Source organism: Methylobacterium carpenticola (assembly GCF_042748905.1).
GTDB classification, from domain to species: domain Bacteria; phylum Pseudomonadota; class Alphaproteobacteria; order Rhizobiales; family Beijerinckiaceae; genus Methylobacterium; species Methylobacterium carpenticola.
The window spans coordinates 1599066-1621610 of record NZ_JBHZEO010000001.1; the positions used below are offsets into that span (position 1 = coordinate 1599066).

A 22545-nucleotide genomic window follows, 5' to 3' on the forward strand; every position below is an offset into this window, starting at 1 on the left:
CCCGCAAGCGTGAGGGGACGGGGCATTTTGATGGCGCCTCGCTTCAGGCCCCGCGGCTCATCGCGCGCAGATGCCGGATGATGCCGGAGAAGTCGGTGCCGCCCTCGCCCGCCGCCTCGAAGGCCGCGTAGAGCGCCGCGGCCTCCGCCCCGAGCGGGGTCGCGGCGCCGGCGGTCGTGGCCGCCTCCTGCGACAGGCGCAGATCCTTCAGCATCAGGGCGGCGGCGAAGCCGGGCTTGTAGTCGTTGTTCGCCGGCGAGGCCGGCACCGGCCCCGGCACCGGGCAGTAGGTGGTGAGCGACCAGCACTGGCCCGAGGAGGTCGAGGCGACGTCGAACAGGGCCTGGTGCGACAGGCCGAGCTTCTCGGCGAGCACGAAGGCCTCGGCGACCCCGATCATCGAGATGCCGAGGATCATGTTGTTGCAGATCTTGGCCGCCTGCCCCGCCCCCGCCTCGCCGCAATGCACGGCCTTGCGGCCCATGGCGGCGAGGATCGGCTCGGCGCGGGCGAAGGCCGCGGCGCTGCCGCCGGCCATGAAGGTGAGCGTCGCCCCCCGGGCGCCGCCGACCCCGCCGGAGACCGGCGCGTCGAGGCTCGCCAAGCCCCGCTCCGCCGCCCGGTCATGGGCGGCGCGCGCGCTCGCCACGTCGATGGTCGAGCAATCGACGAGGAGGGCGCCGGCGGGGACCTGCGGCAGGATCTCGTCAAGCAGCGCGAGGACGTGGCGGCCGGCGGGGAGCATGGTGATCACGACCTCGGCGCCCGCGAGGGCCGCGACGGCGGATTCCGCCACGCGCACCCCCTCCGCCTGCGCGGCGTCGCGGGCCGCCGGAACGAGGTCGTAGCCGGATACGGCATGCCCGGCCTTCACGAGGTTGGCGGCCATCGGCCCGCCCATGTTGCCGAGGCCCAGGAAGGCGATCTGTGTCATGCTCGATCCTCCCCCGATCGATCGTCGGTGGTCTGGAATGTGAGATCCTTCGTTACGGCGTCGCAGGCCCTGCATCCGCGCTCACGGCTGCACCAGTCCCCGCGCCACGATGAGGCGCATGATCTCGTTGGTGCCTTCGAGGATCTGGTGGACGCGCAGGTCCCGCACGATCTTCTCGATTCCGTACTCGGCGAGGTAGCCGTAGCCGCCGTGGAGCTGGAGCGCCTCGTTGGCGACCTTGAAGCCGATATCGGTGGCGAAGCGCTTGGCCATGGCGGCGCGCTGGGTCGCGTCCGGCTCCTTGCGGTCGAGGCTGGCGGCCGCCGCGTAGATCATCAGCCGGGCCGCCTCCAGCTCCGTCGCCATGTCGGCGAGGCGGAATTGCAGGGCCTGGAACGCGTCGAGCCGCTTGCCGAAGGCGCGGCGCTCGCGGGTGTAGGCCAGGGCCTTGTCGAGGGCGCTCTGGGCGCCGCCGAGCGAGCAGGCGCCGATGTTGAGCCGCCCGCCATCGAGCCCCGCCATGGCGATCCTGAAGCCGATTCCCTCCTCGCCGAGGCGGTTCCCGACCGGCACCCGGCACTCCTCGAAGATCACCGGCCGGGTCGGCTGGGCGTTCCAGCCCATCTTGCGTTCGTTCGGCCCGAAGGAGAGGCCGGGCGCATCCGCCGGCACGACCAGCGTCGAGATCCCCCGTGGCCCCGGCTCGCCGGTGCGCACCATCGCCACGTAGAGGTCGACGGCGCCCGCCCCCGAGATGAACTGCTTGCTGCCGTTGAGGACGTAATCGTCCCCGTCGCGGCGGGCGCTGGTGCGCAGGGCGGCGGCATCCGAGCCCGAGCCCGGTTCGGTCAGGCAATAGGCGGCGAGGCTCCGCGCGCGGCAGAGATCCGGCAGCCATCGCGCGCGCTGCGCCTCCGACCCGAAGCGGTCGATCATCCAGGCCGCCATGTTGTGGATCGACAGGAAGGCCGAGACGGTGGGGCAGCCCGTCGCCAGCGCCTCGAAGATCAGGGTGGCGTCGAGGCGGGTCAGGCCGGACCCCCCGTGCTCCTCGCGCACGTAGATTCCGCCCATGCCGAGGTCTCCCGCCTCGCGCAGCACATCGACCGGGAAGTGCTTGTCGGCATCCCAGTCGAGGGCGCGGGGGGCGATCCGATCCGCCGCGAAGCCGCGCGCCATCTCGCGGATGGCGATCTGGTCATCGGGCAGCATGAACAGGCTCACGGCGGCCTCTCCTCGTCTGGCGTTTCCGTCCCGAATTGCCTTGGACGTCACCGCGCCGGTTCACCGGCGCTGGGCAATGGCCGTCCGGCGACAAGACCGGCACCGGGAACCCCTCTCCCGCTCGGGAGAGGGGAAGGGCTCCGTCTTTTCGCCCGGTCCGCAAGCCCGCGTGGGAGCGGGATGCGCCTCACTGCATGATCGGCATGGAGAACTGCGCGCCCTCCTTCACGCCCGAAGGCCAGCGCGCGGTCACGGTCTTGGTCTTGGTGTAGAACCGGATCGAATCCGGGCCGTGCTGGTTCAGGTCGCCGAAGCCCGAGCGTTTCCAGCCGCCGAAGGTGTAGTAGGCGAGCGGCACCGGGATCGGCACGTTGACGCCCACCATCCCGACATTGACCTTGGCGGCGAAGTCGCGGGCGGCGTCGCCGTCGCGGGTGAAGATCGCGACGCCGTTGCCGTATTCGTGCTCGGAGGGCAGCCGCAGCGCCTCGGCGTAATCCTTCGCGCGCACCACCGAGAGGACCGGTCCGAAGATCTCCTCCTTGTAGATGCGCATCTCCGGCGTGACGCGGTCGAACAGGCAGCCGCCGAGATAGAACCCGTTCTCGTAGCCCTGCATCGTGAAGCCGCGCCCGTCGACCACCAGATCGGCGCCCTCGCGCAAGCCGATCTCGACGTAGTTGCGCACCCGCTCCAGCGCCGCCCGGGTGACGAGGGGGCCGTAATCGGCGCTCGGATCGGTCGAGGGGCCGATCTTGAGGGATTCGACCCGCGGGATCAGCTTGCTCATCAGCAGGTCGGCGGTCTTCTCGCCCACCGGCACCGCCACGGACACGGCCATGCAGCGCTCGCCCGCCGAGCCGTAGCCGGCGCCCATCAGGGCGTCCACCGCCTGATCCATGTCGGCGTCGGGCATGATGATCATGTGGTTCTTGGCGCCGCCGAAGCACTGGGCGCGCTTCCCCGAGGCCGTGGCCCGGGCATAGACGTACTGGGCGATGTCGGAGGAGCCGACGAAGCCCACCGCCTGGATCAGGTCGTCGTCGAGGAGCGCGTCCACCGCCTCCTTGTCGCCGTTGACGACGTTGAGGATGCCGGCGGGCAGCCCCGCCTCGATCATCAGCTCGGCGAGCCGCATCGGCACGCCCGGATCGCGCTCCGAGGGCTTGAGGATGAAGGCGTTGCCGCAGGCGATGGCCGGCGCGAACTTCCACATCGGGATCATCGCCGGGAAGTTGAACGGCGTGATGCCGGCCACGACGCCGAGGGGCTGGCGCATCGAGAACATGTCGATGGCCGGGCCCGCCCCCTCCGTGTACTCGCCCTTGAGCAGGTGCGGGATGCCGCAGGCGAACTCCACCACCTCGACGCCGCGCTGGATGTCGCCCTTGGCGTCGGGGATCGTCTTGCCGTGCTCGCGGGCGAGCAGCTCGGCGAGGCTGTCGATCTCGCGGCCGATGAGGTCGAGGAAGCGCATCATCACCCGGGCGCGGCGCTGCGGGTTGGTGGCGGCCCAGGCCGGCTGGGCGCGGGCGGCGTTCTCGATGGCGGCCCGCACCTCGGCGGCGCTGGCGAGGGACAGACGCCCCACCACCTCACCGGTCATCGGCTGGAAGATCTCGGACTGGCGGCCGGAGCGGCCGGCCACGTGCTCGCCCCCGATGAAATGCCCGACCTCGCGCATCGCGCGTCCTCCCGTGGATCGTTGTTTGCACCGACCTTGCCCTGCTTTTATGCGGGGAGGAATGGGCAGACGCGCGGAACGGATGTGCGCAAATGCGGGAACCCGACGGCGGCCACTGGGACGATTACCGCTATGCCCTCGCCGTGGCCCGGACCGGGACGGTCTCGGCGGCGGCCCGCCAGCTCGGCGTCGACCACGCCACGGTGATCCGCCGCATCGACCGGCTGGAGAGGCAGCTCGGCGAGCGCCTGTTCCACCGCCGCGCCTCGGGCTACGTGCCGACCGAGGCGGGGCTGGCGGCGGCGGCGACGGCGGATGCGGTGGAATCGGCGATCATCAACGGCCAGACGATCATGGGCCGCTCGGCCGCGCGGCTCACCGGCACGGTGCGGATCGGCGCGCCGGACGGGTTCGGCAGCACGTTCCTCGCCCCGCGCCTCACCGGCCTCGTGGAGCGGCAGCCGGATCTCGACATCCAGCTCGTCGCCACCGCCCGCCTGTTCAGCCTGTCCAAGCGCGAGGCGGACATCGCCATCGGCCTCTCCCTGCCGCCGGAGGGGCGCATCGTCGGCCGCAAGCTCACCGATTACGAACTCAAGCTCTACGCCTCGCCGCTCTACCTTCGCCGGGCGCCGCTGATCGCGAGCCGGCGCGATCTCGCGCAGCACCGCTTCGTCGGATACATCGAGGAACTGCTCTACACGCCCGAACTCGACTACCTGAGCCAGGTCTCGCCGGAGATCGGCGCGCGGCTGCGCAGCGCCAACGTGAATGCGCAGCTCCAGGCGGTCGCCGCGGGGATCGGAATCGCGGTGCTGCCCTGCTTCATGGCGGCGGAGCGGCGGGACCTCGTCTGCGTGCTGCCCGACGAGGTGACGCTGACGCGCAGCTTCTGGCTGCTGATGCACGCCGACAGCCGCGATCTCGCCCGCATCCGGGCGGTGGCCGAGCACATCTACGCCGTGGTCGAGCGCGACCGGGCCGTGTTCTTCCACGGCCGGCGACCAGGTTGAGCCCGCCCCTTCCCTAGCAGGAGGCAGGCCGGCCGCGCCGGATCCCGGCCGGGCGCGTCGCGAGGGTTGCGCCTCCTGCGCGGGCGGTGCAGGACATCGCCAGGCGGAGGTGCAGCGGGGTGCGGCCACGCGCGCCGGGAGCGCCATGCAGGGGAGAACGCGGTGAGCGGGACGATTTCGGACGATCTCAAGAACGGCGCGCTGTTCTACCACCGCAACCCGCGGCCCGGTAAGCTGGAGATCCAGCCGACCAAGCCGCTCGGCAACCAGCGCGACCTCGCCCTCGCCTATTCCCCCGGCGTCGCCGCCGCCTGCGAGGCGATCGCCGCCGACCCGGAGGAGGCCGCCAACCTCACCTCCCGCCAGAACCTCGTGGCCGTGGTCTCGAACGGCACGGCGGTGCTCGGCCTCGGCGCCATCGGCCCGCTCGCCTCGAAGCCCGTGATGGAGGGCAAGGCGGTCCTGTTCAAGAAATTCGCCGGCATCGACGTCTTCGACATCGAGGTCGCCGAGACCAACGTGGCCAAGCTCGTCGACGTGGTGGCGGCGCTGGAGCCCACCTTCGGCGGGATCAACCTGGAGGACATCAAGGCGCCGGAATGCTTCGAGGTCGAGGAGCAGTGCCGGGCGCGGATGAACATCCCGGTCTTTCATGACGACCAGCACGGCACCGCGATCATCGTGGCCGCCGCGGTGCTGAACGCGCTGGAACTCGCCGGCAAGCAGCTCGCGGATGTCCGCATCGTCACCTCGGGGGCGGGCGCGGCGGCTCTGGCCTGCCTCAACCTCCTCGTCTCGCTGGGCGCGCGGCGCGAGAACATCACCGTCACCGACATTGAGGGCGTGGTCTACGAGGGCCGCGAGGCGCTGATGGACCGCTGGAAGGCGGTCTACGCGCAGAACACCGCGGCCCGCACCCTCGCGGAGGTCATTCCCGGGGCGGACATCTTCCTCGGCCTCTCGGCGGGCGGGGTGCTCAAGCCCGAATACCTCGACAAGATGGCCGAGAAGCCGCTGATCCTGGCGCTCGCCAACCCCTATCCGGAGATCATGCCGAACCTCGCCGAGGAGCGGCGACCGGACGCGATGATCTGCACCGGGCGGTCGGACTTCCCGAACCAAGTCAACAACGTCCTGTGCTTCCCCTACATCTTCCGGGGGGCGCTCGACGTGGGCGCGACGACGATCAACGAGGAGATGAAGGCGGCCGCCGTGAAGGCGATCGCCGGGCTCGCCCGCGAGACCCCCTCGGACGTGGTGGCGCGCGCCTATGGCGGCGAGGCCCGGCCCTTCGGCCCCCATTCGCTGATCCCGAGCCCCTTCGACCCGCGGCTGATCCTGCGCATCGCCCCCGCGGTCGCGAAGGCCGCGATGGAGACCGGCGTCGCCAAGCGGCCCCTGCCGGACATCCAGGCCTACGCCGAATCCCTCGACCGCTTCGTCCACCGCTCGGGCTTCATCATGAAGCCGGTCTTCACCCAGGCGAAGCAGGATCCCCGCCGCGTCGTCTACGCGGAGGGCGAGGACGAACGGGTGCTGCGCGCCGTGCAGGCCATCGTCGAGGAGGGGCTGGCGAAGCCGATCCTGGTCGGGCGCCCGAACGTGGTCGAGACGCGCCTGAAGCGCTTCGGCCTCTCGATCCGCCGGGACGTCGATTTCGAGCTGATCAACCCCGAGGACGATCCGCGCTACCGCCACTACGTCCAGACCTATCTGGACCTCGCCGGGCGCCGCGGCATCACCCCGGACGCCGCCCGCACGCTGGTGCGCACCAACACCACGGTGATCGGCGCCCTGATGGTGCAGCGGGGCGAGGCGGATGCGCTGATCTGCGGCCTGGAGGGCCGGTTCGAGAGCAAGCTGCGGGCGATCCGCGACATCATCGGCCTCGCGCCGGGCTCGAAGGACTTCGCGGCGCTGAGCCTGATCGTGACCGCACAGGGCGCCTACTTCCTCGCCGACACCCATGTGCGGCCGGATCCGGGCGTCGAGGAGATCGCGGACGTCGCCATCGCCTGCGGCGACACGGTGCGGCGCTTCGGCCTGGAACCCAAGATCGCCCTGGTGAGCCATTCCGATTTCGGCTCGTTCGACACACCCTCGTCGCGCAAGATGCGCAACGCCCTGGCGCTGATCCGCGAGCGCAAGCCCGATCTGGAGATCGACGGCGAGATGGGCGCCGATACCGCCCTGTCGCAGATGGTGCGCGACAAGGTGCTGCCGAACTCGCGCCTGAAGGGCGAGGCGAACGTCCTCATCATGCCGAACCTGGACGCGGCCAACATCGCCTTCCAGATGGCCAAGATGCTGGCGAACGCCCTGCCGGTCGGGCCCCTGCTGATCGGCCCGGCCAAGCCCGCCCACATCCTGACCCCCTCGGTGACGGCGCGCGGCATCGTCAACATCACGGCCGCCGCCGTGGTGGAGGCGCAGGCGAGCATCGGTGCGGCCCCCGCCCCGGCGGAGACCACCGCCGAGACCGGCACGGCGCTCACCTCGGGCTGACGGCTCGCTTCTCCGGCCTCCCGCTTGCATCCTCCCGTCGCCGATCTGGCGGCGGGAGGGAACGAGCATGTGCCGGGGCGACGATCCGAACTGCATCCACTACGAGGCGCATCGGCAGCGGTTCCGGGCCGCGCTGGAGCCCGAGCGGCGCGCCTTCCTGAAGAGCGGCTTCGTCGCCACCGGCGGGGCCGCGGCCCTGGCGGCCGGGGGCCTGTCCCTCGTCACGCCGGCCCTCGCCGAGACCGCGCAGAGGCGCCAGCCCGCGCGGCTCTCGCATTACCACCTCCCGGCCAGCGCCGAGACGGTGCATTGGGGCTTCTTCAGCCGGCTGCTGAAGCCTCAGGTCGAGGTCGAATCCGGCGATCTCGTCACCATCGAGACCCTGACCCATCACGCCAACGACGATGCCGAGCGGATGGTCGCGGGCGATCCCGGCGCGGAGAGCGTCTTTCTCTGGACCCGTGAGCGAAAGGGGGTCGACCGGCGCGGGGCCGGCCCGATGGACGCCAAGATCGGCGCCGGCGGCGGTCTCGGCGTGCATATCTGCACCGGTCCGGTGGCGATCCGGGGCGCCGAGCCGGGCGACGTCCTGGAGGTGCGCATCCTCGACGTGGCGCCGCGGCCCTGCGCGAATCCCAAGTTCAAGGGGCTCGCCTTCGGCAGCAATGCGGCCGCGAACTGGGGCTACCACTACAAGGACCTGCTGACCGGCGACAAACCCCGCGAGGTGGTGACGATCTACGAGATCGACGCCACCGGCGGCCGCGACTGGGCGCGGGCGGTCTACAATTTCCGCTGGCCGGGCGTCACCGATCCGTCCGGCGTGCATCACCCGATCATCGACTATCCGGGCGTCCCGGTGGATCACGCCAGGACGCAGCGCAACTTCGACGTCCTCAAGGGTATCCGGGTGCCGGTGCGACCGCATTTCGGCGTGATGGGCGTGGCGCCCAAGGAGGCCGACACGGTCAACAGCATCCCGCCGAGCTACACGGGCGGCAACATCGACAACTGGCGCATCGGCAAGGGCGCGACCCTCTACTATCCGGTGGCGGTCCCGGGCGCCCTGTTCTCGGTGGGGGATCCGCACGCCTCGCAGGGCGATTCCGAACTCTGCGGCACCGCCATCGAGTGCTCGCTCACCGGCACCTTCCAGCTCGTGCTGCACAAGGCCGCCGACCTACCGGGCACACCGCTGGAAGGGCTCGACTTCCCGATGATCGAGACGGCCCAGGATTGGGTGGTGCACGGTTTCAGCTACCCGAACTACCTGAAGGACCTCGGGCCCGAGGCGCAGTCCGAGATCTTCGCGAAATCCTCGGTCGACCTCGCCATGCGCGACGCCTTCCGGAAGATGCGCCGCTTCCTGATGACCGCGAAGGGCCTCACCGAGGACGAGGCGATCTCGCTGATGTCGGTGGCGGTGGATTTCGGCGTGACCCAGGTCGTGGACGGCAACTGGGGCGTCCACGCGGTGGTCCGGAAGAGCATCTTCCCGGCGCCAGCCTCCGCCTGACCGGGCTCATCGCCGGCGGCGGCGCCTCTACTCCGCCGTCGCCGTCACGTTGAGCCGCTCGAACACCTTGCCGGGGCTCGCGGCCGTGCTCACGTCGAGGAAGCCGAGCCCGCCCGGATCCTTGGCGGCGGCGGTGACGGTGAGGCGGCCGGGCTTCGTCACGAAGCGCGACACCGCCTGCCCGAGCGCCTTCGCGCCGGTGGAATTGCCGAGCACCGCCGGGATGCCGAGCAGGGCCGCCGCGCTGTATTCCTGCTGCAGCTCCGCCGGCTTCAGGCTCTGGGCCTTGGCCTGATCGGCCACGAAGCGCTCGAACAGGCCGCTGTTCTCCACGGTCAGCGCCAGCGCCTTGGCGGTCGCGCCGAGGAGCGCGAGGGAGGACACCGCCACGTCCGGGTTGAACAATTCGCTGCCGACCCCGCCGAGCGTCGCGGTGAGCCGCGCGCGGCCCATATCCTTGCCGGTGAGCGAGAACTCGCGCACCGACACCTCGCGGGTCTCCTCGTTCCAGCTCGAATCGAGCACGCCGGAGAGGTCGACCGCCGTGTAGCCGAGCCCAGCCAGGGCGGCGAGCGAGGGATCGCTGGCCGAGACCGGGAAGGCGAGGCCGTCGAGGTTGAGACGGGCCGCGGTCGGGATGCCGTCGCGCGGCGCGCTCATGTCGAGGGAGGCGGAGCGCAGGGCGACGTGGACCGGCGCCTCGGCCTTCAGCGGGTCCTTGGCCAGGGGCTTGCCAGGGTCCTTGGCCGGCGGGACGTCCACCTCCAGGCCATCGAGGGCGACGCGGCCGATCAGCGGCGCGTAGCGGCGCATCTCCGCCGGGTCGAGGGGCCCGGCCGCGCTGCGGCGCAGGCCCGCGAGGGTCGGCTTGAGGGACAGGCCCGAGAGGGTCAGCGTCTTGAGGCCGAAGCGCAGCTCCGGCCCGTCGAGGGCGAGCGCCTCCGTGCGCACCATGCCCGCCCCGCCATCGGGGCCGAAGGCGAGGCGCGCCAGGGTGAAGCGGGTCGGCGCGCCCTCCCCCGGATCCATCACCGAGAGATCGCGCAGCTCGACGGGACCGACCGAGACCGCATCGAGGAGATCGGCGGCGAGCGCCATCACCCGCGCCCGCTCCTCCGGCGAGGCCTTGGCGGGATCGCCCGCGGAGAGCCGGTTCGCGGCCTCGCCCCACGGCATCGCGGTCGGCCGCCCGCCGAAGTCGCGGCCCTCCAGATGGCCGATGCGGAAGGCCTCGCCCCGCGGCCCGCTCACCGCGATGTCGTCGATGGCGATGGAGCCGTAGACGCGCACATTCGGCGCCTCGGGCCCGCCGGCCTCGGTGAGGAGACGGGCGAGACCGGTGAGGTCGAGGTCGCGGGCGGCCATGCGGCCATAGGCGCCCGCCCCCGCATTCGCTCCGCCACTCCTGCCATCACCCTTGCCGCCGCCCTCGACGGTGAGCACCGCCCCGGCGACGTCGAGGCTGCCGATGCGGCCCTCCGTGAGGGAGCGGGCGACGAGGTCGCGATAGACCACGACCTGAACCGTGTCGCCGAGCGCCTGCTCGACCCGCAGCAGCGGGATCGCGAGGCTCTCGGCGGAGAGCCGCCGCAGCCGTGCAGGCCAGGGCTCCGCGCTCGCAGGATCGAGAATCGCCTGGAGATCGGCCCGCGAGAGTGCCGTGCCGCGCAGTTCGAGGCGCGGCACCTTCACCAGCGTCGCGCCGAAGCGGAACGAGAGGTCGTCGAGGGCGACCGTCCCGTCCTGCGCCAGGGCCGGCGCCACGAGGGTGGGAAGACCGGGTGCGGCGGCCGGGCCGAGCAGGGCGGCGCACAGCAGGGCTCGGGCCACGCCCGTTCGAGTGCAGCGGGTCATGACGTCGGTTCCTGCGCGAGGGCGGGCGGGATCAGAGCGAGAAGGAGGTGCCGCAGCCGCAGGATGCGGTGGCCTGCGGGTTCTCGATCTTGAAGGATTGGCCGATCAGGTCGTTCACGAAGTCGATGGTCGACCCGCGCATGTATTCCAGGGACAGCGGGTCGACCAGCACGGTCGCCCCGTCCCGCTCCACGGCGACGTCGTCGCCGGTGCGGTCCCGGGCGATGTCGAACGCGTACTGGAATCCGGAGCAGCCGCCGCCGTTCACGCTGATCCGCAGCATGGAACCGGGCGGCTCGGCGCCCATGATCTCGTTGATGCGCCGGGCGGCGCGCGGCGTAAGGGTGATCTCGGTCATCGACAGCCCTAGCTAAAAGGCCGGTTTGGTGCTTCGCAAGATAGGAACCGGGAGCCCCGGCCGCAACCGGAACCGTGCGGGGCATCGGCGGAGGGACTGATCGTGCGGGGACGGAACGGTGAGCGCTGGCGGGCCCCCTATGCCAGCGATCCGGCGGGGTCGCGCGGGCGCCTGATCGGCGAGCCGCCCTCGCCGACCCGATCGGATTTCCAGCGCGACCGCGACCGCGTGGTGCATTCGGCGGCGTTCCGGCGCCTCAAGCACAAGACCCAGGTCTTCGTGCACCACGAGGGCGACCATTACCGCACCCGCCTCACCCATACGCTGGAGGTGAGCCAGATCGCGCGGGCGCTGGCCCGGGCGCTCGGCCTCGACGAGGATCTGGCGGAGGCCCTGGCGCTGGCCCACGACCTCGGCCACACGCCCTTCGGCCATACGGGCGAGGACGCCCTGAAGACCTGCCTCGCGGGCCATGGCGGCTTCGACCACAACGCGCAGGCCCTGCGCCTCGTCACCCGCCTGGAACGGCGCTACGCGACCTTCGACGGGCTCAACCTGACCTGGGAAACCCTCGAGGGGCTCGTCAAGCACAACGGCCCGCTGCTCACCCCCGAGGGCCGGCCCATGCCCCGCTACGCCGCGAGCGGCGTGCCGGTGGCGATCCTCGAATACACCGCGATCCAGGACCTCGCCCTCGACACCTATCCGGGTCCGGAGGCGCAGGTGGCCTCGCTCGCCGACGACATCGCCTACAACGCCCACGATCTCGACGACGGCCTGCGCGCCGCGCTGTTCGACCTCGGCGACCTGCGCACGGTGCCGTTCCTGGCCGAACTCCTGGACGAGATCGACGCCCGCCACCCGGGCCTGGAACGCTCGCGCGTGGTGCACGAGCTGACCCGGCGGGTGATCACCCGCTTCGTCGAGGACGTGGTCGCCGAGACCGAGCGGCGGCTCGCCGCGCTCGCCCCCGCCGACGTCGCGGCGATCCGCGGAGCCGGCGCTCCCGTCGCGGCCTTCTCGGAGCCGATCGCGGCGGCCGACCGGGCGATCAAGGCCTTCCTGTTCGCCCGCATGTACCGGCATCCGGGGGTGATGGCGGTGCGGGCGCGGGCCGCGCAGATCCTGCACGACCTGTTCGCGGCCTTCACGGCCGATCCCTCCCGCATGCCCGAGGAGTGGCGGGCGACCTTGCACGGGCCCGGCGATCCGCGCACGCCCCGGCGCGTCGCCGACTTCATCGCCGGCATGACCGACAACTACGCGGTGAGCCAGCACCGGCGGCTGTTCGACCACACGCCGGACCTGCACTGGGTGATGTGGCCGGACGGGCCGGCGTGAGGCGGCGGCCTTACCCGGCCGGCCCGATCACCTTCTGGAGGCAGACGGTGCGGGTGTCGCGGTAGCCGAGGCGTTCGTAGAACCCCACGGCAGCGGCGTTGTCCGCCCGCACCAGGAGCTGCACCTTCCAGACGCCGCGGGCGGCGAGCCAGATCTCGGCCGCCTGCATGATCGCCCGGCCGAGCCCGGATTTCTGCCGTCCGGGCGCCACCGCGACGTAGTAGGTCCAGCCCCGGTGGCCGTCCTCGCCCACCATCGCCGAGGCGACGATGGCGCCGTCCGCCTCCGCCACCAGGATGGTCGCGTGCGGGCCGGAGCGCGCGAAGGCGATGTCCCGGTGCGGGTCGTTCCAGGGGCGCGAGACGCCGGCGGCGTGCCAGAGGGCGATCAGGCCCGGCTCGTCGCCGTCGCGGATCTCGCGGATGAGGCTGGGTTCGGTCATGCGCGCAGCGGGTTGGGACCGTCGCGGCGGTCCGGACGCGACGGTCCGACGGGTGCCGAGCGTCCGCGCAGGGCGGCGAGGGCTCCGGCGGCGGCGCCGCAATCGGCGGCGATCCGCTTGCGGTCGAAGGTCGGGAGGGCGATGAGCGCCCGCGCGGCATGCGTCGCGAGCAGGCTCGGCGCCGGATCCGGCAGGCCGTGCTTGCGGGCGACATAGGCCTGCGACCACGCGCGATGCCAGCTCAGCCGGTAGAGGAGGCTCGGCCGGGGACGATCGGGCCGCGCCCGCCGCACCACCGCCTCCGGCACGGCGATGCAGGCTCCGGCCCGCCGCGCCAGCCGGCGCCGGAGATCCTCCTCCTCGTGGAACTGCACGATCATCTCGTCGAAGCCGCCATGGGCGAGGAACAGGTCGCGCCGCGCCATCAGGCAGGTCCCGGGCCGCAGGACCGGATCCGGCGCGACGATGCGCGGCGCGAACAGGATCGCCTGAGGGTGCCGGGCTGCCGCGGCGAGCAACGCGTCGGCGGCACCGGGATCGAGGGTCGCGTCGGGCGGAACCAGCAGCACGAACCGGGCCCCTCGCGCCGCGCGCACCCCCGCATTGCAGGCCTGGGCGAACCCTTCGTGGCACGCGAGGCGGATCACCCGCGCGCCCTGCGCCTCGGCGACGGCCGCCGAGCCGTCGCGGCTCGCCGCATCGACGACGAGGGCCGGGACGTGGCTCGCCGCCAGCGCCCCGATGCAGGCCGGGAGCAGCGCGGCGCTGTCCTCGGCCACCACGACCGCGACGAGGCTCGGCACGGATCGACCGTCAGGCCTGCTTCTCGGGCAGGTTCAGGCGGATGTGCAGCTCGCGGAGCTGCTTGGGCGTCACCTCGGAGGGCGCACCCATCATCAGGTCCTCGGCCCGCTGGTTCATCGGGAAGAGCACGACCTCGCGGATGTTCGGCTCGTGGCAGAGCAGCATCACGATGCGGTCGACGCCCGGCGCGATGCCGCCGTGGGGCGGAGCCCCCATGCGCAGCGCGTTCAGCATGCCGCCGAACTTCTGCTCCAGCACCTCGCGGCCGTAGCCCGCGATGGCGAAGGCCTTCTCCATCACGTCCGGGCGATGGTTGCGGATCGCCCCCGAGGACAATTCGATGCCGTTGCAGACGATGTCGTACTGGAACGCCTTGATGTCGAGGATCGTGTCCGCATCGGCCGGGTCGAGGCCGAGGAACGCGTCGTGCGCGAAGTTCGGCATCGAGAACGGGTTGTGCGAGAAGTCGATCCGCTTCTCGTCCTCGTTCCACTCGTACATCGGGAAGTCGGTGATCCAGCAGAAGGCGAACTGGTCCTTGTCGCAGACGCCGAGATCGTCGCCGATGCGGATGCGCGCCTTGCCGGCGAGCCCGGCCGCCTTGGCCTCGGTGCCGGCCGAGAAGAACACCGCGTCGCCGGCCTTCAGCCCCGCCTTGGCGGCGATGGACGCCTGCACCTCGGCGGGCACGAACTTGGCGATCGGGCCGCGGCCGGAGAGCTGGCCGCCCTCCTCCTCGAACACGATGTAGCCGAGCCCCGGCGCGCCCTCGCCCCGGGCCCAGTCGTTGAGCTTGTCGAAGAAGGAGCGCGGCTGCGCCCCGGCGCCGGGCGCGGGAATCGCCCGCACCACGCCGCCCGCCTTGATCACGTTCTTGAAGGCGTTGAAGGTCACGGCCTCGGCCGAGAAGTCCTCCGTGACGTCGACGATGACCAGCGGGTTGCGCAGGTCCGGCTTGTCGACGCCGTATTTCAGCATCGCCTCGGCGTAGGGGATGCGCGGGAAGCTCGGGGTGACGCGCCAGCCCTGCGCGAATTCCTCGAACACGCCGCGCAGGACCGGCTCCACCGCCTGGAACACGTCCTCCTGGGTGACGAAGCTCATCTCGATGTCGAGCTGGTAGAACTCGCCCGGCGAGCGGTCGGCGCGGGCATCCTCGTCGCGGAAGCAGGGCGCGATCTGGAAGTAACGGTCGAAGCCCGCGATCATCGTGAGCTGCTTGAACTGCTGGGGCGCCTGCGGCAGGGCGTAGAACTTGCCCGGATGCAGCCGCGAGGGCACCAGGAAGTCGCGCGCGCCCTCCGGCGAGGAGGCGGTGAGGATCGGGGTCTGGAACTCGAAGAACCCGCCCTCGCGCATGCGGCGGCGCAGCGAATCGATGATCGCCCCGCGCTTCATGATGTTGGCGTGCAGCTTCTCTCGGCGCAGGTCGAGGAAGCGGTAGCGCAGCCGCGTCTCCTCCGGGTAGTCGAGATCGCCGAAGACCGGCATCGGCAGTTCGACCGCCTGCCCCAGCACCTCCAGATCGTCGATGTAGACCTCGACGGCGCCGGTCGGCAGCTCGGGGTTCTCGGTGCCGGCGGGCCGCTGGCGCACGCGGCCGTCGATGCGGATCACCCATTCCGAGCGCACCGTCTCGGCCGCCTTGAAGGCCGGGGAATCGGCGTCGACCACGCATTGCGTCAGGCCGTAATGGTCGCGCAGGTCGATGAACAGCACGCCGCCATGATCGCGGACGCGGTGGCACCAGCCGGAGAGCCGGACCGTCGAACCGACGTCGGACGGGCGGAGCGCGCCGCAGGTATGAGTACGATAGCGATGCATGGTTGGCTTCTTCGGGCGGTGTCTGGATCGAGTGCCGCGGGGGCGGCCGGCGACGGCCCCGCCCCCCGAACGGAGTCGGCGCACCCAGTCACGCGTGCCCGCGCAAGTCAAGCGCGGGCTGCCGCCGGAGCCCGCCCTGCGGATCCCCCTTCAGCGGCCGGACCCCGGCAGCCGGCTGGCCGCGATGCAACCGACGATGACGGCGAGGCACAGCACCTTGGTGATGGCGGCGGTCACGCCGAGGCCGATCGATCCGAGATTGAACAGGAGCGCCAGCAGCGCATAGGCGATCAGCAGCGCCAGGCTCGCGAGGACCGAGACGACGAGCGAGACGGCGAAGGTCGTGGCGGTGCGCAGCGGCGCCGCGGCCCGCGCGATGACGGTGTTCGACATGGGACAACCCCCGTGTTGGCTCGTCCGGTCATCGGCCTGCAGGACGGGAGGCGTCCTTGCGCTGAATCAAGGGCGGGCGTGGAACCGGCGAATGATCCTCCCTCGAGTTGGTGGTTCTCCCGCACTTTGCGTGGAACGGTCGCGGTGACGAAGCTGGCGCTGGCTGATTCACGGACGGGATGATCGTCCCCTCATCCCTGCCGGGCTGCGCCATCGAGAGCGTCACTCGGAGCGCTGATCACCTCGTCATCCTCGCCCATGTGCGCCGCGCTCATGCGCAATGTCCGGCCTGTGGCACGCTCAGTTCCGCCGTTCACAGCCGCTACGATCGCCGTCCCGCCGATCTGCCGAGCCTCGGCCAGCCCGTGACGCTGCGCCTGCGCATCCGACGCTTCTACTGCCGTCATCCCACCTGCTACCGCCGCACCTTCGCCGAGCCTCTCCCACGGCTGGTGCCCCCACGAGCCCGACGGACGCGCCGCCTCGCTCAGGCCCAGACCCGGATCGGGCTTGCAGCGGGCGCGGAGGCCGGTGCACGCCTGACCGGCCACCTGGGGATGCGGACCAGCCCCGATACGATGCTGCGCCTCTTGCACCGCCTCCCGCTGCCGCGTGCGGATCCACCACGAGCCGTCGGCATCGACGATTGGGCCATCCGCAAGGGACGGACTTACGGCACCCTCCTCGTTGACCTCGAACGCCGACGCCCGATCGACCTGCTGCCCGACCGCTCGGCTGTGACCGTCACCGCGTGGCTGCGTCGCCATCCCGGTATCCAGATCATCGCCCGCGACCGCTCGACCGAGTACGCCCGAGCGGCCACGGCGGGCGCCCCCGCTGCTCTCCAGGTCGCCGATCGATGGCACCTCCTCCTCAACATGCGCCAAGCCCTCGAACGCTGGCTTGGCCGTGCTCACGGCCGGCTGCGACAGCTTCCCGTCCTTCCCACAGGTGACGGCCGACAGCCGGGGGAACGCCCGCATGCCTATTGCCGCAGCGCGGCCGAGATTGCCATCAGCCGCGACAGCCGCGCTCGCCGGCTTGCAGCCTACGAGGACGTGCGCCGGCGTCATCTCGCCGGCGAGACGCTGCTGGCCATCGGGCGCGCGACGGGTCTGGCGCGTGCGACGGTACGCAAGTACGCCCAGGCCGAGAGCTTCCCGGAGCGCGCCAGGCGCCGACCCAATCCGTCTCGCCTCGACCGCTACCTCGCTCATCTGGAGCAGCGCATGGCTGAGGGGTGCGAGAACGCCATGGCGCTCTGGCGCGAGATCCGTGCCCAGGGCTTCGCGGGGACCCATCGGCAGGTGCACCGCTTCGTCGCCGAACGTCGCACGAGGCCGGCGCGGCGCACGGCCCGCAAATGGCTGTCGCAAACCGCCTCGACGAACGCCGAGGCGATCAGCGCCGTGCCAATCCCCTCTCCGAAGCAGCTGGCCTGGATCCTGGTGCAGCCCCTCGCGACACTGCAGCCGCGCGCCGCGGCTGACCTCGCCCGCATCCGGCAGGATCCTGAAGCCGCACGGATCGCCGATCTGGCGCAGCGGTTCACGATGCTCGTGCGGGCCTGTGGCCTGGGTGGCGACCGCCCGGCGGACCCTGCCGGCGAGTTCGACAGGTGGCTGCTCGACACCCAGACCTGCGGTGTCGCTGCGCTGGAGACCTTCGCGGCCGGTTTGACGCAGGATGGCGCGGCCGTTCGGGCCGCGCTAACGACGTCGTGGAGCAACGCTCAGGCGGAAGGGCAGATCAGTCGGCTCAAGATGCTCAAGCGCACCATGTACGGTCGCGCCAGCTTCGACCTACTGCGACGGCGCACCCTCATCGCGGCCTGATCCACGCAAAGTGCGGGAGAACCACCAACTCGAGGGAGGATCATACATCGAGGCCTTCAACGGCCGCCTGCGGGCGGAATGCCTGAATGCCTCATGGTTCCTGTCGCTGGCCGATGCCCGCGAGCGCATCGAAGAATGGAGGTGCCACTACAACGAAGACCGGCCTCATACGGTCCTCGGCGGCTTGACGCCCCGAGCCTTCGCCAACCAAGCTGTCACAGCCCGAGAACTTGCATAGGCCTTGGACCACAAACCGGGGCAGGACCACGTCGGCTCAGAGCCATACTTCAGGCCGGACCACTCCAATGGGGGCTGACCAATGTCACCGACCCAGAGCTGGTTGGGGCCTTCGGCTCGGAAGTTGCGGTCCACGAGGTCGGGGGCTGGTCGAGCGTCCTTGTCCCGCCGGGTGGTGATGATGCGGTCTCGCCGCCGGCTGGCGCCGACGAGGCCGCCTGCGCGCATCAGGCGCGCGACGCGCTTGCGCCCATGTGATCCTTCGGCTGCCAACTCTGCATGACCGCGTGGAGCCCCGTAGGCCTCGCCCGAGCCCGCGTGGATCGTGCGGATCCGCTTCAGCAGCGCGGTGTCGGCCTGCGCGTGGGCAGAGGGCTCCCGCTGCCGCCAAGCATGGTAGCCTGCTTCCGAGACGCCGAGCACGCGGGCCATGACGGCGATGGGAAAGGGGGCCTGGTTGGCGCTCATGAACCGGACGATCCCGACGGCACCGCGCCGATCTCCCGCGCGAACCAGGCCGCGGCTTTCGACAGGATATCCCGCTCCAGCCGCAGTTGGCGCACCTCGCGGCGCAGACGGGTTAGCTCTTCACGCTCGGCGGCCGTGAGGGTCTCGGCCTTTGCCGCACGGCCGCCCTCGGTCCGATCCGCCTGAGCAACCCAGTTCCGGATGGCCTGGGCCGAAGGCTCGAACTCACGGGCAAGGTCCCTGCGGGCAAGATCCCTGGGATCGCGTCCGGCGCGGACCAGTTCGACTATCTGACGGCGGAACTCAGCCAATTAGGGCGGACGTGTGTGGGGCATCGAAGGCACCGCGTGGGAAAGCCTGATGGGCTCCACGAGAGCGGGTCAACATCATTCAATCGACGTGCGATTTTTACGAGATCCAATCTCAACCCCCATCCTGATCAAGCAGCCGCTCTGCCGTTCGCTCATCGGTAACCAATACGGACGGCTTGATGATTCGGATGGCGGCCCGCACCGCTGCGAATTTTGACCAACCGCCCGAGGCAAGTATCACTTGCTTGGCGCGCTGCAGCTGGTCGGGATGAACCGCGAGCACCCGGTCATTGACCGAGTGGTCGAGGATGCGCCCCTCGGCGTCAATAAACCAGCACAGAATGTCTCCGATTGCGCCCGCTCGTTCCAGCGAAAGAAGATCAGCCCGATCAAGGAGTCCATACTGTGCAAAGATCGAATTCGGCGTAAGTTCGCCAACGCTCAGGAGGGCGAGGTCGAGCCGCTGCGTCCGCTGGAAGACCTCTGCGATGCCGCTGTGGTTCTTCAGCGTCTCGCGCGTGATGTGATCGGGGGCAAAGACCGGCCCAGCCAGCATGTAACAGTCACCGCCGAGGCGGTCGGCGAAGCGCCACGCAAATTCGGACGGGTTCGAGACACTGACATGCGTCAGCCCCCCAAGCATTGAGACAACGGTCGTCTGCGTCAACCGCATCTGCGACAGGACAGGCAGGCTGGCCGAGAGAGTGCGCCCCCAGCCGAGCCCGATCGTCATCCCGTCCTGCAGTATATCGGTGAGCAGGTGGCCGACCGCCGTGCCGATCAGGCGCGGGATCTGTGCCTCGTCCTGCGGCTGCGGCACCACCACCACGCGGTGCATGCCGAAGCGCGTGCGGACCGCGCGCTCCAACTCGACGCAGCGCGCGATCGGCGCGACGATGCGAATCTGAACAGTTCCATCCTCCCGGCCGGCGGCCAGCATGCGCAGAACCCGAGCCCGGGTTATGCCGAACACCTGAGCAATCTGGTCCTGCGTCAGCCCCTCCATGTAATAGAGCCATGCCACCCGTGTCTTGAGGTCATCCTCGACGCCCGACAACCCTGCTCGTCCTCCCGCTCGCTTGAGACCCCGTCATAAGTGGCGGCGGGCGCTCCTGTGAAGTAAATTCCGGCCGTGGTTCTTGGAGAGAAGCCGAATGAGAGCCGCCCTGCTGCGTGCGCCCAACGACCTCGTCCTCGCGGATATCCACGATCCAGCCCCCGAGCCGGGCGGGCTCGTCGTCCGCGTGCGTGCGGCGACCATCTGCGGGACGGACATCCGGATCCTCACCGGCCGCAAGACCGCAGGGGTGCGCTTCCCTTCGGTCCTCGGCCACGAATTCTCTGGCGTCGTCGCGGAGAGTCGCTCGGAGCGCTTCGTGAGAGGCGACCCGGTCTGCGTCAACCCGGCCATTGCCTGCGGCGCCTGCGAGGCTTGCCAGCGCGGGCGGGAAAACCTGTGCATGCGCCTCACCGCTATGGGCTACGAACTCGACGGTGCTTTCGCGGAACTCGTCAGCGTGCCGGCCCGCGCCGTCGCCGCGGGCAACGTGCTGCCACTGCCCGAGGGGCTCTCCTTTGCAGAGGCGGCTCTGGCCGAGCCCCTTGCCTGCGTCATCAACGGCCAGGAGAAGGTGTCCCTGGGCCGGGGGGACGGAGTCGTGGTGCTCGGGGCCGGACCGATCGGGCTCCTGCACGTCGCCCTGGCTCGGCATTCCGGCGCGCGCCGGATCGTGGTGTCGGAGCCGAACCCGGCGCGGCGCCGGGCCGCCCTGGACCTCGGCGCCGACGCGGTGATCGACCCGGGGGCGGAGGACGTCTCGGCCGCCGTGCGGGCACGGTGTGGCGGGTCCGGTGCCGATGTGATCATCGCGGCGATCGGGGTTCCTCACCTCGCCCAAGACGCGGTGCGCCTCGCCCGGCCGGGCGGCCGGGTCAGCCTCTTCGCCGGCTTCACGCGTGGCGAGACCGCAGCCCTCGACGTCAACGCGATCCATTACGGCGAGCTGATCGTCACCGGCGCCTTCGGGCTCATGCGCCGGCAGTTCGGCCAGGCGCTCGACCTGCTGGCGTCGGGCCGGATCGGGGCCGCTCCCCTCCTCAGCCACCGCTTCCCGCTCGACGGGGCGGCGGACGCCCTGCGGCTGGCCGCGTCCGGCGCAGCCCTCAAAGTCGCGATCGAGGGCTGAAGCGCTTTCTGGGCGACGCTGCTCGCACCACAGCTCACGAACCCGTGGGGACTACGTCCCGCGGGTTCGAGTGGCGCCGATGTCTGAACGGCGAGAGCGATCGTGTCCCGATCGCCCGACGCGCTCCGTGGGTCATCGCGCGACTCGACGCTTCAGGCACGGGCGAGTTCGGCCAGAAGCCGGGCAACTTCGGCCTTGCGCTCGAGCTGAGGCATGTGACCGACCTGCGGGAAAACGTGCAGTGCCACGGATCCGGGCAGGCCGAGGGCTTGGCGTGCGGGAACGATGCGATCCTCGCTGCCGACCACGACCTTGACCGGCATGGCGAATTGCGGGAACAGCGCGCGGGTCGAGAAGAGCTGCGTCCCCGGTGCGAACAGCGAGCGGGCGAGCCGCTCCTGCGCCGCGGTGAGCCGTCCGTCCGTCCGCGCCCGGGCCGCCGCACCGACGAGGCTGTCGGTGAGCACGGCCGGATCAGCCACCAGTTCGCCCATCCAGGCCCGCACGGCGCGCACGTCGGTCGCGGCGGCGAAGCCGTCGATGAAGGCGGTGTTGATCTCCGGTCCGAGACCCGCCGGCGCGAGGAGGAAGAGTGAGCGTGCCTCGATCGTACCACCGGCCGCGATCGCCGTCGCGACCGCGCCGCCGAGCGAATGCCCGACGAGGTGCGCGCAGGACACGCCCAGCGCCACGAGGGCCGTCTCGGCCGCAGTGACGAGATCGTCGAAGCCGAGGGCCGGCACGTCGACGGAGCCGCCGTGGCCGGGCAGGTCGAGGCCGAGGATCGGCACGGCGCGGTCGAAGGCAGTGAGCATCGGGCGCCAGCCCGCGAGGTCGGCGCCGAACCCGTGAAGCAGGACGACCGGGATGCCGCTGCCCTGGCGCAGCCAGACGGCATGGAGCGGGATCCCCGCGCCCAAGCCCGGCAGCGGAGATTGGGTCCCGGCGGGCTCGTACGGCGCCCGGCCGGTCAGGTCCGGAGACGGTTGCGCAACCGTGGGCGCGCGGCGGGATTTCGCCTCGACCGGGCGCGCGGAGGGAGCCTCCGCCGCGGGGGCCGGTGCGTGCGCCGCCGCCACGTGCCGCGCGGGAGCGGATTCGGGCCGCGCCGCCGCGAGATGCCGGTCGACGTCGCGGCGCTGGATCCGCCCCCGGGGCCCGGACCCGGCCAGGGACGGCAAGGCGATGCCGTTCATGCGGGCGAGCCGCCGCGCCAGCGGGGTCGCCCGCACCGGGGCATGGCCCGCGGCGGGTTCGGGTGTGAACTCCGCGGGGACCGGCTTGCTGCCGTTTGCGGAGGCCACCGCAGCGCCCTCCCCCTCCGCGGGATCCGCCTCCCGGCCGGCCGCCGCCGCCGCCGCCACCGTCTCGGCCTCGCCATCGGCGTAGATCCAGGCTACCGCCTGGCCGACCGGGATGTCGATGCCTTCCGCGCCGGAGACCCGGCGCAGTGTGCCGGTCGCCGGAGCTTCGACCTCCATCGCCGCCTTGTCCGTCTCGATCTCGAACAGGACTTCGCCCTTGCGGACCGGGTCGCCCTCCCGCGCGAGCCATCGCGAGATGCGGCCGGTCGCCATGTCCATGTCGACCTTGGGGAGAATGACTTCCATCGCCAT

The 22545-nt window shown here is 71.1% G+C and carries 19 protein-coding genes and 1 pseudogene; 7 read left to right on the forward strand and 13 right to left on the reverse strand.

All coding sequences use genetic code 11. The features are described from left to right. Positions 1–43: 43 nt before the first annotated feature. The 3 genes from mmsB to ACE101_RS07740 form a co-directional block, all read right to left on the reverse strand. On the reverse strand, positions 44–934 hold the full coding sequence (mmsB, locus tag ACE101_RS07730; protein WP_379127534.1) for a 3-hydroxyisobutyrate dehydrogenase: 891 nt from the start codon (positions 932–934) through the stop codon (positions 44–46). A gap of 81 nt (positions 935–1015) precedes the next feature. After that, the gene (locus tag ACE101_RS07735; RefSeq protein ID WP_379138532.1) at positions 1016–2146 is read right to left on the reverse strand and encodes an isobutyryl-CoA dehydrogenase; all 1131 of its coding nucleotides are present in this window, start codon (positions 2144–2146) and stop codon (positions 1016–1018) included. Between the two features lie 199 nt (positions 2147–2345). Then, positions 2346–3842, reverse strand: a complete 1497-nt coding sequence (locus ACE101_RS07740) for a CoA-acylating methylmalonate-semialdehyde dehydrogenase (RefSeq protein ID WP_379127536.1) — start codon at positions 3840–3842, stop codon at positions 2346–2348. Positions 3843–3934: 92 nt separating this feature from the next. On the opposite strand from ACE101_RS07740, the gene ACE101_RS07745 reads away from it, so the two are divergent. The 3 genes from ACE101_RS07745 (at position 3935) to ACE101_RS07755 (ending at position 8876) form a co-directional block, all read left to right on the forward strand. Further along, positions 3935–4855, forward strand: coding sequence for a LysR family transcriptional regulator (locus ACE101_RS07745; RefSeq protein ID WP_379127539.1), 921 nt, complete (start codon positions 3935–3937; stop codon positions 4853–4855). A gap of 162 nt (positions 4856–5017) precedes the next feature. Further along, a complete protein-coding gene (locus ACE101_RS07750) occupies positions 5018–7360 on the forward strand; it encodes an NADP-dependent malic enzyme (RefSeq protein ID WP_379127542.1) in 2343 nt (780 codons plus the stop codon). 67 nt (positions 7361–7427) lie between these two features. Next, complete coding sequence (locus ACE101_RS07755) at positions 7428–8876, forward strand: acetamidase/formamidase family protein (RefSeq protein ID WP_379127545.1); 1449 nt, start codon at positions 7428–7430, stop codon at positions 8874–8876. 27 nt (positions 8877–8903) lie between these two features. On the opposite strand, the gene ACE101_RS07760 is transcribed toward ACE101_RS07755, so the two are convergent. Next, complete coding sequence (locus ACE101_RS07760) at positions 8904–10730, reverse strand: aq_1923 C-terminal domain (protein WP_379127548.1); 1827 nt, start codon at positions 10728–10730, stop codon at positions 8904–8906. A gap of 31 nt (positions 10731–10761) precedes the next feature. After that, on the reverse strand, positions 10762–11088 hold the full coding sequence (locus tag ACE101_RS07765) for a HesB/IscA family protein (protein WP_379127549.1): 327 nt from the start codon (positions 11086–11088) through the stop codon (positions 10762–10764). 102 nt (positions 11089–11190) lie between these two features. On the opposite strand from ACE101_RS07765, the gene ACE101_RS07770 reads away from it, so the two are divergent. Then, the gene (locus tag ACE101_RS07770; RefSeq protein ID WP_379127551.1) at positions 11191–12429 is read left to right on the forward strand and encodes a deoxyguanosinetriphosphate triphosphohydrolase; all 1239 of its coding nucleotides are present in this window, start codon (positions 11191–11193) and stop codon (positions 12427–12429) included. A 10-nt stretch (positions 12430–12439) separates the two neighbouring features. Here the strand turns inward: ACE101_RS07770 and ACE101_RS07775 are convergent, their stop codons facing one another. The 4 genes from ACE101_RS07775 to ACE101_RS07790 all read right to left on the reverse strand — a co-directional run bounded on the left by ACE101_RS07775 (position 12440) and on the right by ACE101_RS07790 (position 15892). Continuing rightward, positions 12440–12871, reverse strand: a complete 432-nt coding sequence (locus ACE101_RS07775; protein ID WP_379127554.1) for a GNAT family acetyltransferase — start codon at positions 12869–12871, stop codon at positions 12440–12442. Next, positions 12868–13674 carry a glycosyltransferase gene (locus ACE101_RS07780; RefSeq protein WP_379127557.1) on the reverse strand — a complete coding sequence of 269 codons (807 nt, stop codon included), beginning with the start codon at positions 13672–13674 and terminating at the stop codon, positions 12868–12870. Before ACE101_RS07780 ends, ACE101_RS07775 begins: the two co-directional genes overlap by 4 nt. 10 nt (positions 13675–13684) lie before the next feature. Then, positions 13685–15499 (reverse strand): aspartate--tRNA ligase, encoded by a 1815-nt coding sequence (aspS, locus tag ACE101_RS07785; RefSeq protein WP_379127560.1) that lies wholly within the window; start codon positions 15497–15499, stop codon positions 13685–13687. Positions 15500–15649: 150 nt separating this feature from the next. Then, positions 15650–15892 (reverse strand): hypothetical protein, encoded by a 243-nt coding sequence (locus tag ACE101_RS07790; RefSeq protein WP_379127562.1) that lies wholly within the window; start codon positions 15890–15892, stop codon positions 15650–15652. A 179-nt stretch (positions 15893–16071) separates the two neighbouring features. Between ACE101_RS07790 and ACE101_RS07795 the strand changes: the two genes are divergently transcribed. Continuing rightward, complete coding sequence (locus tag ACE101_RS07795; protein ID WP_379127565.1) at positions 16072–17727, forward strand: ISL3 family transposase; 1656 nt, start codon at positions 16072–16074, stop codon at positions 17725–17727. 40 nt (positions 17728–17767) lie between these two features. After that, positions 17768–17965: pseudogene (locus ACE101_RS07800) on the forward strand (integrase core domain-containing protein); the annotation flags it as partial. Here the strand turns inward: ACE101_RS07800 and ACE101_RS07805 are convergent. The 3 genes from ACE101_RS07805 to ACE101_RS07815 all read right to left on the reverse strand — a co-directional run bounded on the left by ACE101_RS07805 (position 17893) and on the right by ACE101_RS07815 (position 19800). Continuing rightward, entirely contained in the window at positions 17893–18432 is a 540-nt protein-coding gene (locus tag ACE101_RS07805) for an IS3 family transposase (protein ID WP_379127567.1), read from the reverse strand. The pseudogene ACE101_RS07800 and the gene ACE101_RS07805 sit on opposite strands and share 73 nt — an antisense overlap. Beyond that, entirely contained in the window at positions 18429–18743 is a 315-nt protein-coding gene (locus ACE101_RS07810; RefSeq protein ID WP_379127570.1) for a transposase, read from the reverse strand. The genes ACE101_RS07805 and ACE101_RS07810 overlap by 4 nt, the downstream gene beginning before the upstream one ends. A gap of 112 nt (positions 18744–18855) precedes the next feature. Then, positions 18856–19800, reverse strand: a complete 945-nt coding sequence (locus tag ACE101_RS07815) for a sugar-binding transcriptional regulator (RefSeq protein WP_379127573.1) — start codon at positions 19798–19800, stop codon at positions 18856–18858. 97 nt (positions 19801–19897) lie between these two features. On the opposite strand from ACE101_RS07815, the gene ACE101_RS07820 reads away from it, so the two are divergent. Then, positions 19898–20929 carry a zinc-binding dehydrogenase gene (locus ACE101_RS07820; RefSeq protein WP_379127576.1) on the forward strand — a complete coding sequence of 344 codons (1032 nt, stop codon included), beginning with the start codon at positions 19898–19900 and terminating at the stop codon, positions 20927–20929. Positions 20930–21081: 152 nt separating this feature from the next. On the opposite strand, the gene ACE101_RS07825 is transcribed toward ACE101_RS07820, so the two are convergent. Then, entirely contained in the window at positions 21082–22545 is a 1464-nt protein-coding gene (locus ACE101_RS07825; RefSeq protein ID WP_379127579.1) for an acetoin dehydrogenase dihydrolipoyllysine-residue acetyltransferase subunit, read from the reverse strand.

Excerpts from the sequence above, each read along its gene's own strand:
- ACE101_RS07735 (WP_379138532.1), bottom strand. The coding sequence starts at position 2,146 with ATGCTGCCCGATGACCAGATCGCCATCCGCGAGATGGCGCGCGGCTTC.
- ACE101_RS07790 (WP_379127562.1), bottom strand. The coding sequence starts at position 15,892 with ATGTCGAACACCGTCATCGCGCGGGCCGCGGCGCCGCTGCGCACCGCC.
- ACE101_RS07755 (WP_379127545.1), top strand. The coding sequence starts at position 7,428 with ATGTGCCGGGGCGACGATCCGAACTGCATCCACTACGAGGCGCATCGG.
- ACE101_RS07740 (WP_379127536.1), bottom strand. The coding sequence starts at position 3,842 with ATGCGCGAGGTCGGGCATTTCATCGGGGGCGAGCACGTGGCCGGCCGC.
- ACE101_RS07745 (WP_379127539.1), top strand. The coding sequence starts at position 3,935 with ATGCGGGAACCCGACGGCGGCCACTGGGACGATTACCGCTATGCCCTC.
- ACE101_RS07820 (WP_379127576.1), top strand. The coding sequence starts at position 19,898 with ATGAGAGCCGCCCTGCTGCGTGCGCCCAACGACCTCGTCCTCGCGGAT.
- ACE101_RS07805 (WP_379127567.1), bottom strand. The coding sequence starts at position 18,432 with ATGAGCGCCAACCAGGCCCCCTTTCCCATCGCCGTCATGGCCCGCGTG.
- ACE101_RS07775 (WP_379127554.1), bottom strand. The coding sequence starts at position 12,871 with ATGACCGAACCCAGCCTCATCCGCGAGATCCGCGACGGCGACGAGCCG.
- ACE101_RS07765 (WP_379127549.1), bottom strand. The coding sequence starts at position 11,088 with ATGACCGAGATCACCCTTACGCCGCGCGCCGCCCGGCGCATCAACGAG.
- ACE101_RS07760 (WP_379127548.1), bottom strand. The coding sequence starts at position 10,730 with ATGACCCGCTGCACTCGAACGGGCGTGGCCCGAGCCCTGCTGTGCGCC.
- mmsB (WP_379127534.1), bottom strand. The coding sequence starts at position 934 with ATGACACAGATCGCCTTCCTGGGCCTCGGCAACATGGGCGGGCCGATG.
- ACE101_RS07795 (WP_379127565.1), top strand. The coding sequence starts at position 16,072 with ATGATCGTCCCCTCATCCCTGCCGGGCTGCGCCATCGAGAGCGTCACT.
- aspS (WP_379127560.1), bottom strand. The coding sequence starts at position 15,499 with ATGCATCGCTATCGTACTCATACCTGCGGCGCGCTCCGCCCGTCCGAC.
- ACE101_RS07825 (WP_379127579.1), bottom strand. The coding sequence starts at position 22,545 with ATGGCGATGGAAGTCATTCTCCCCAAGGTCGACATGGACATGGCGACC.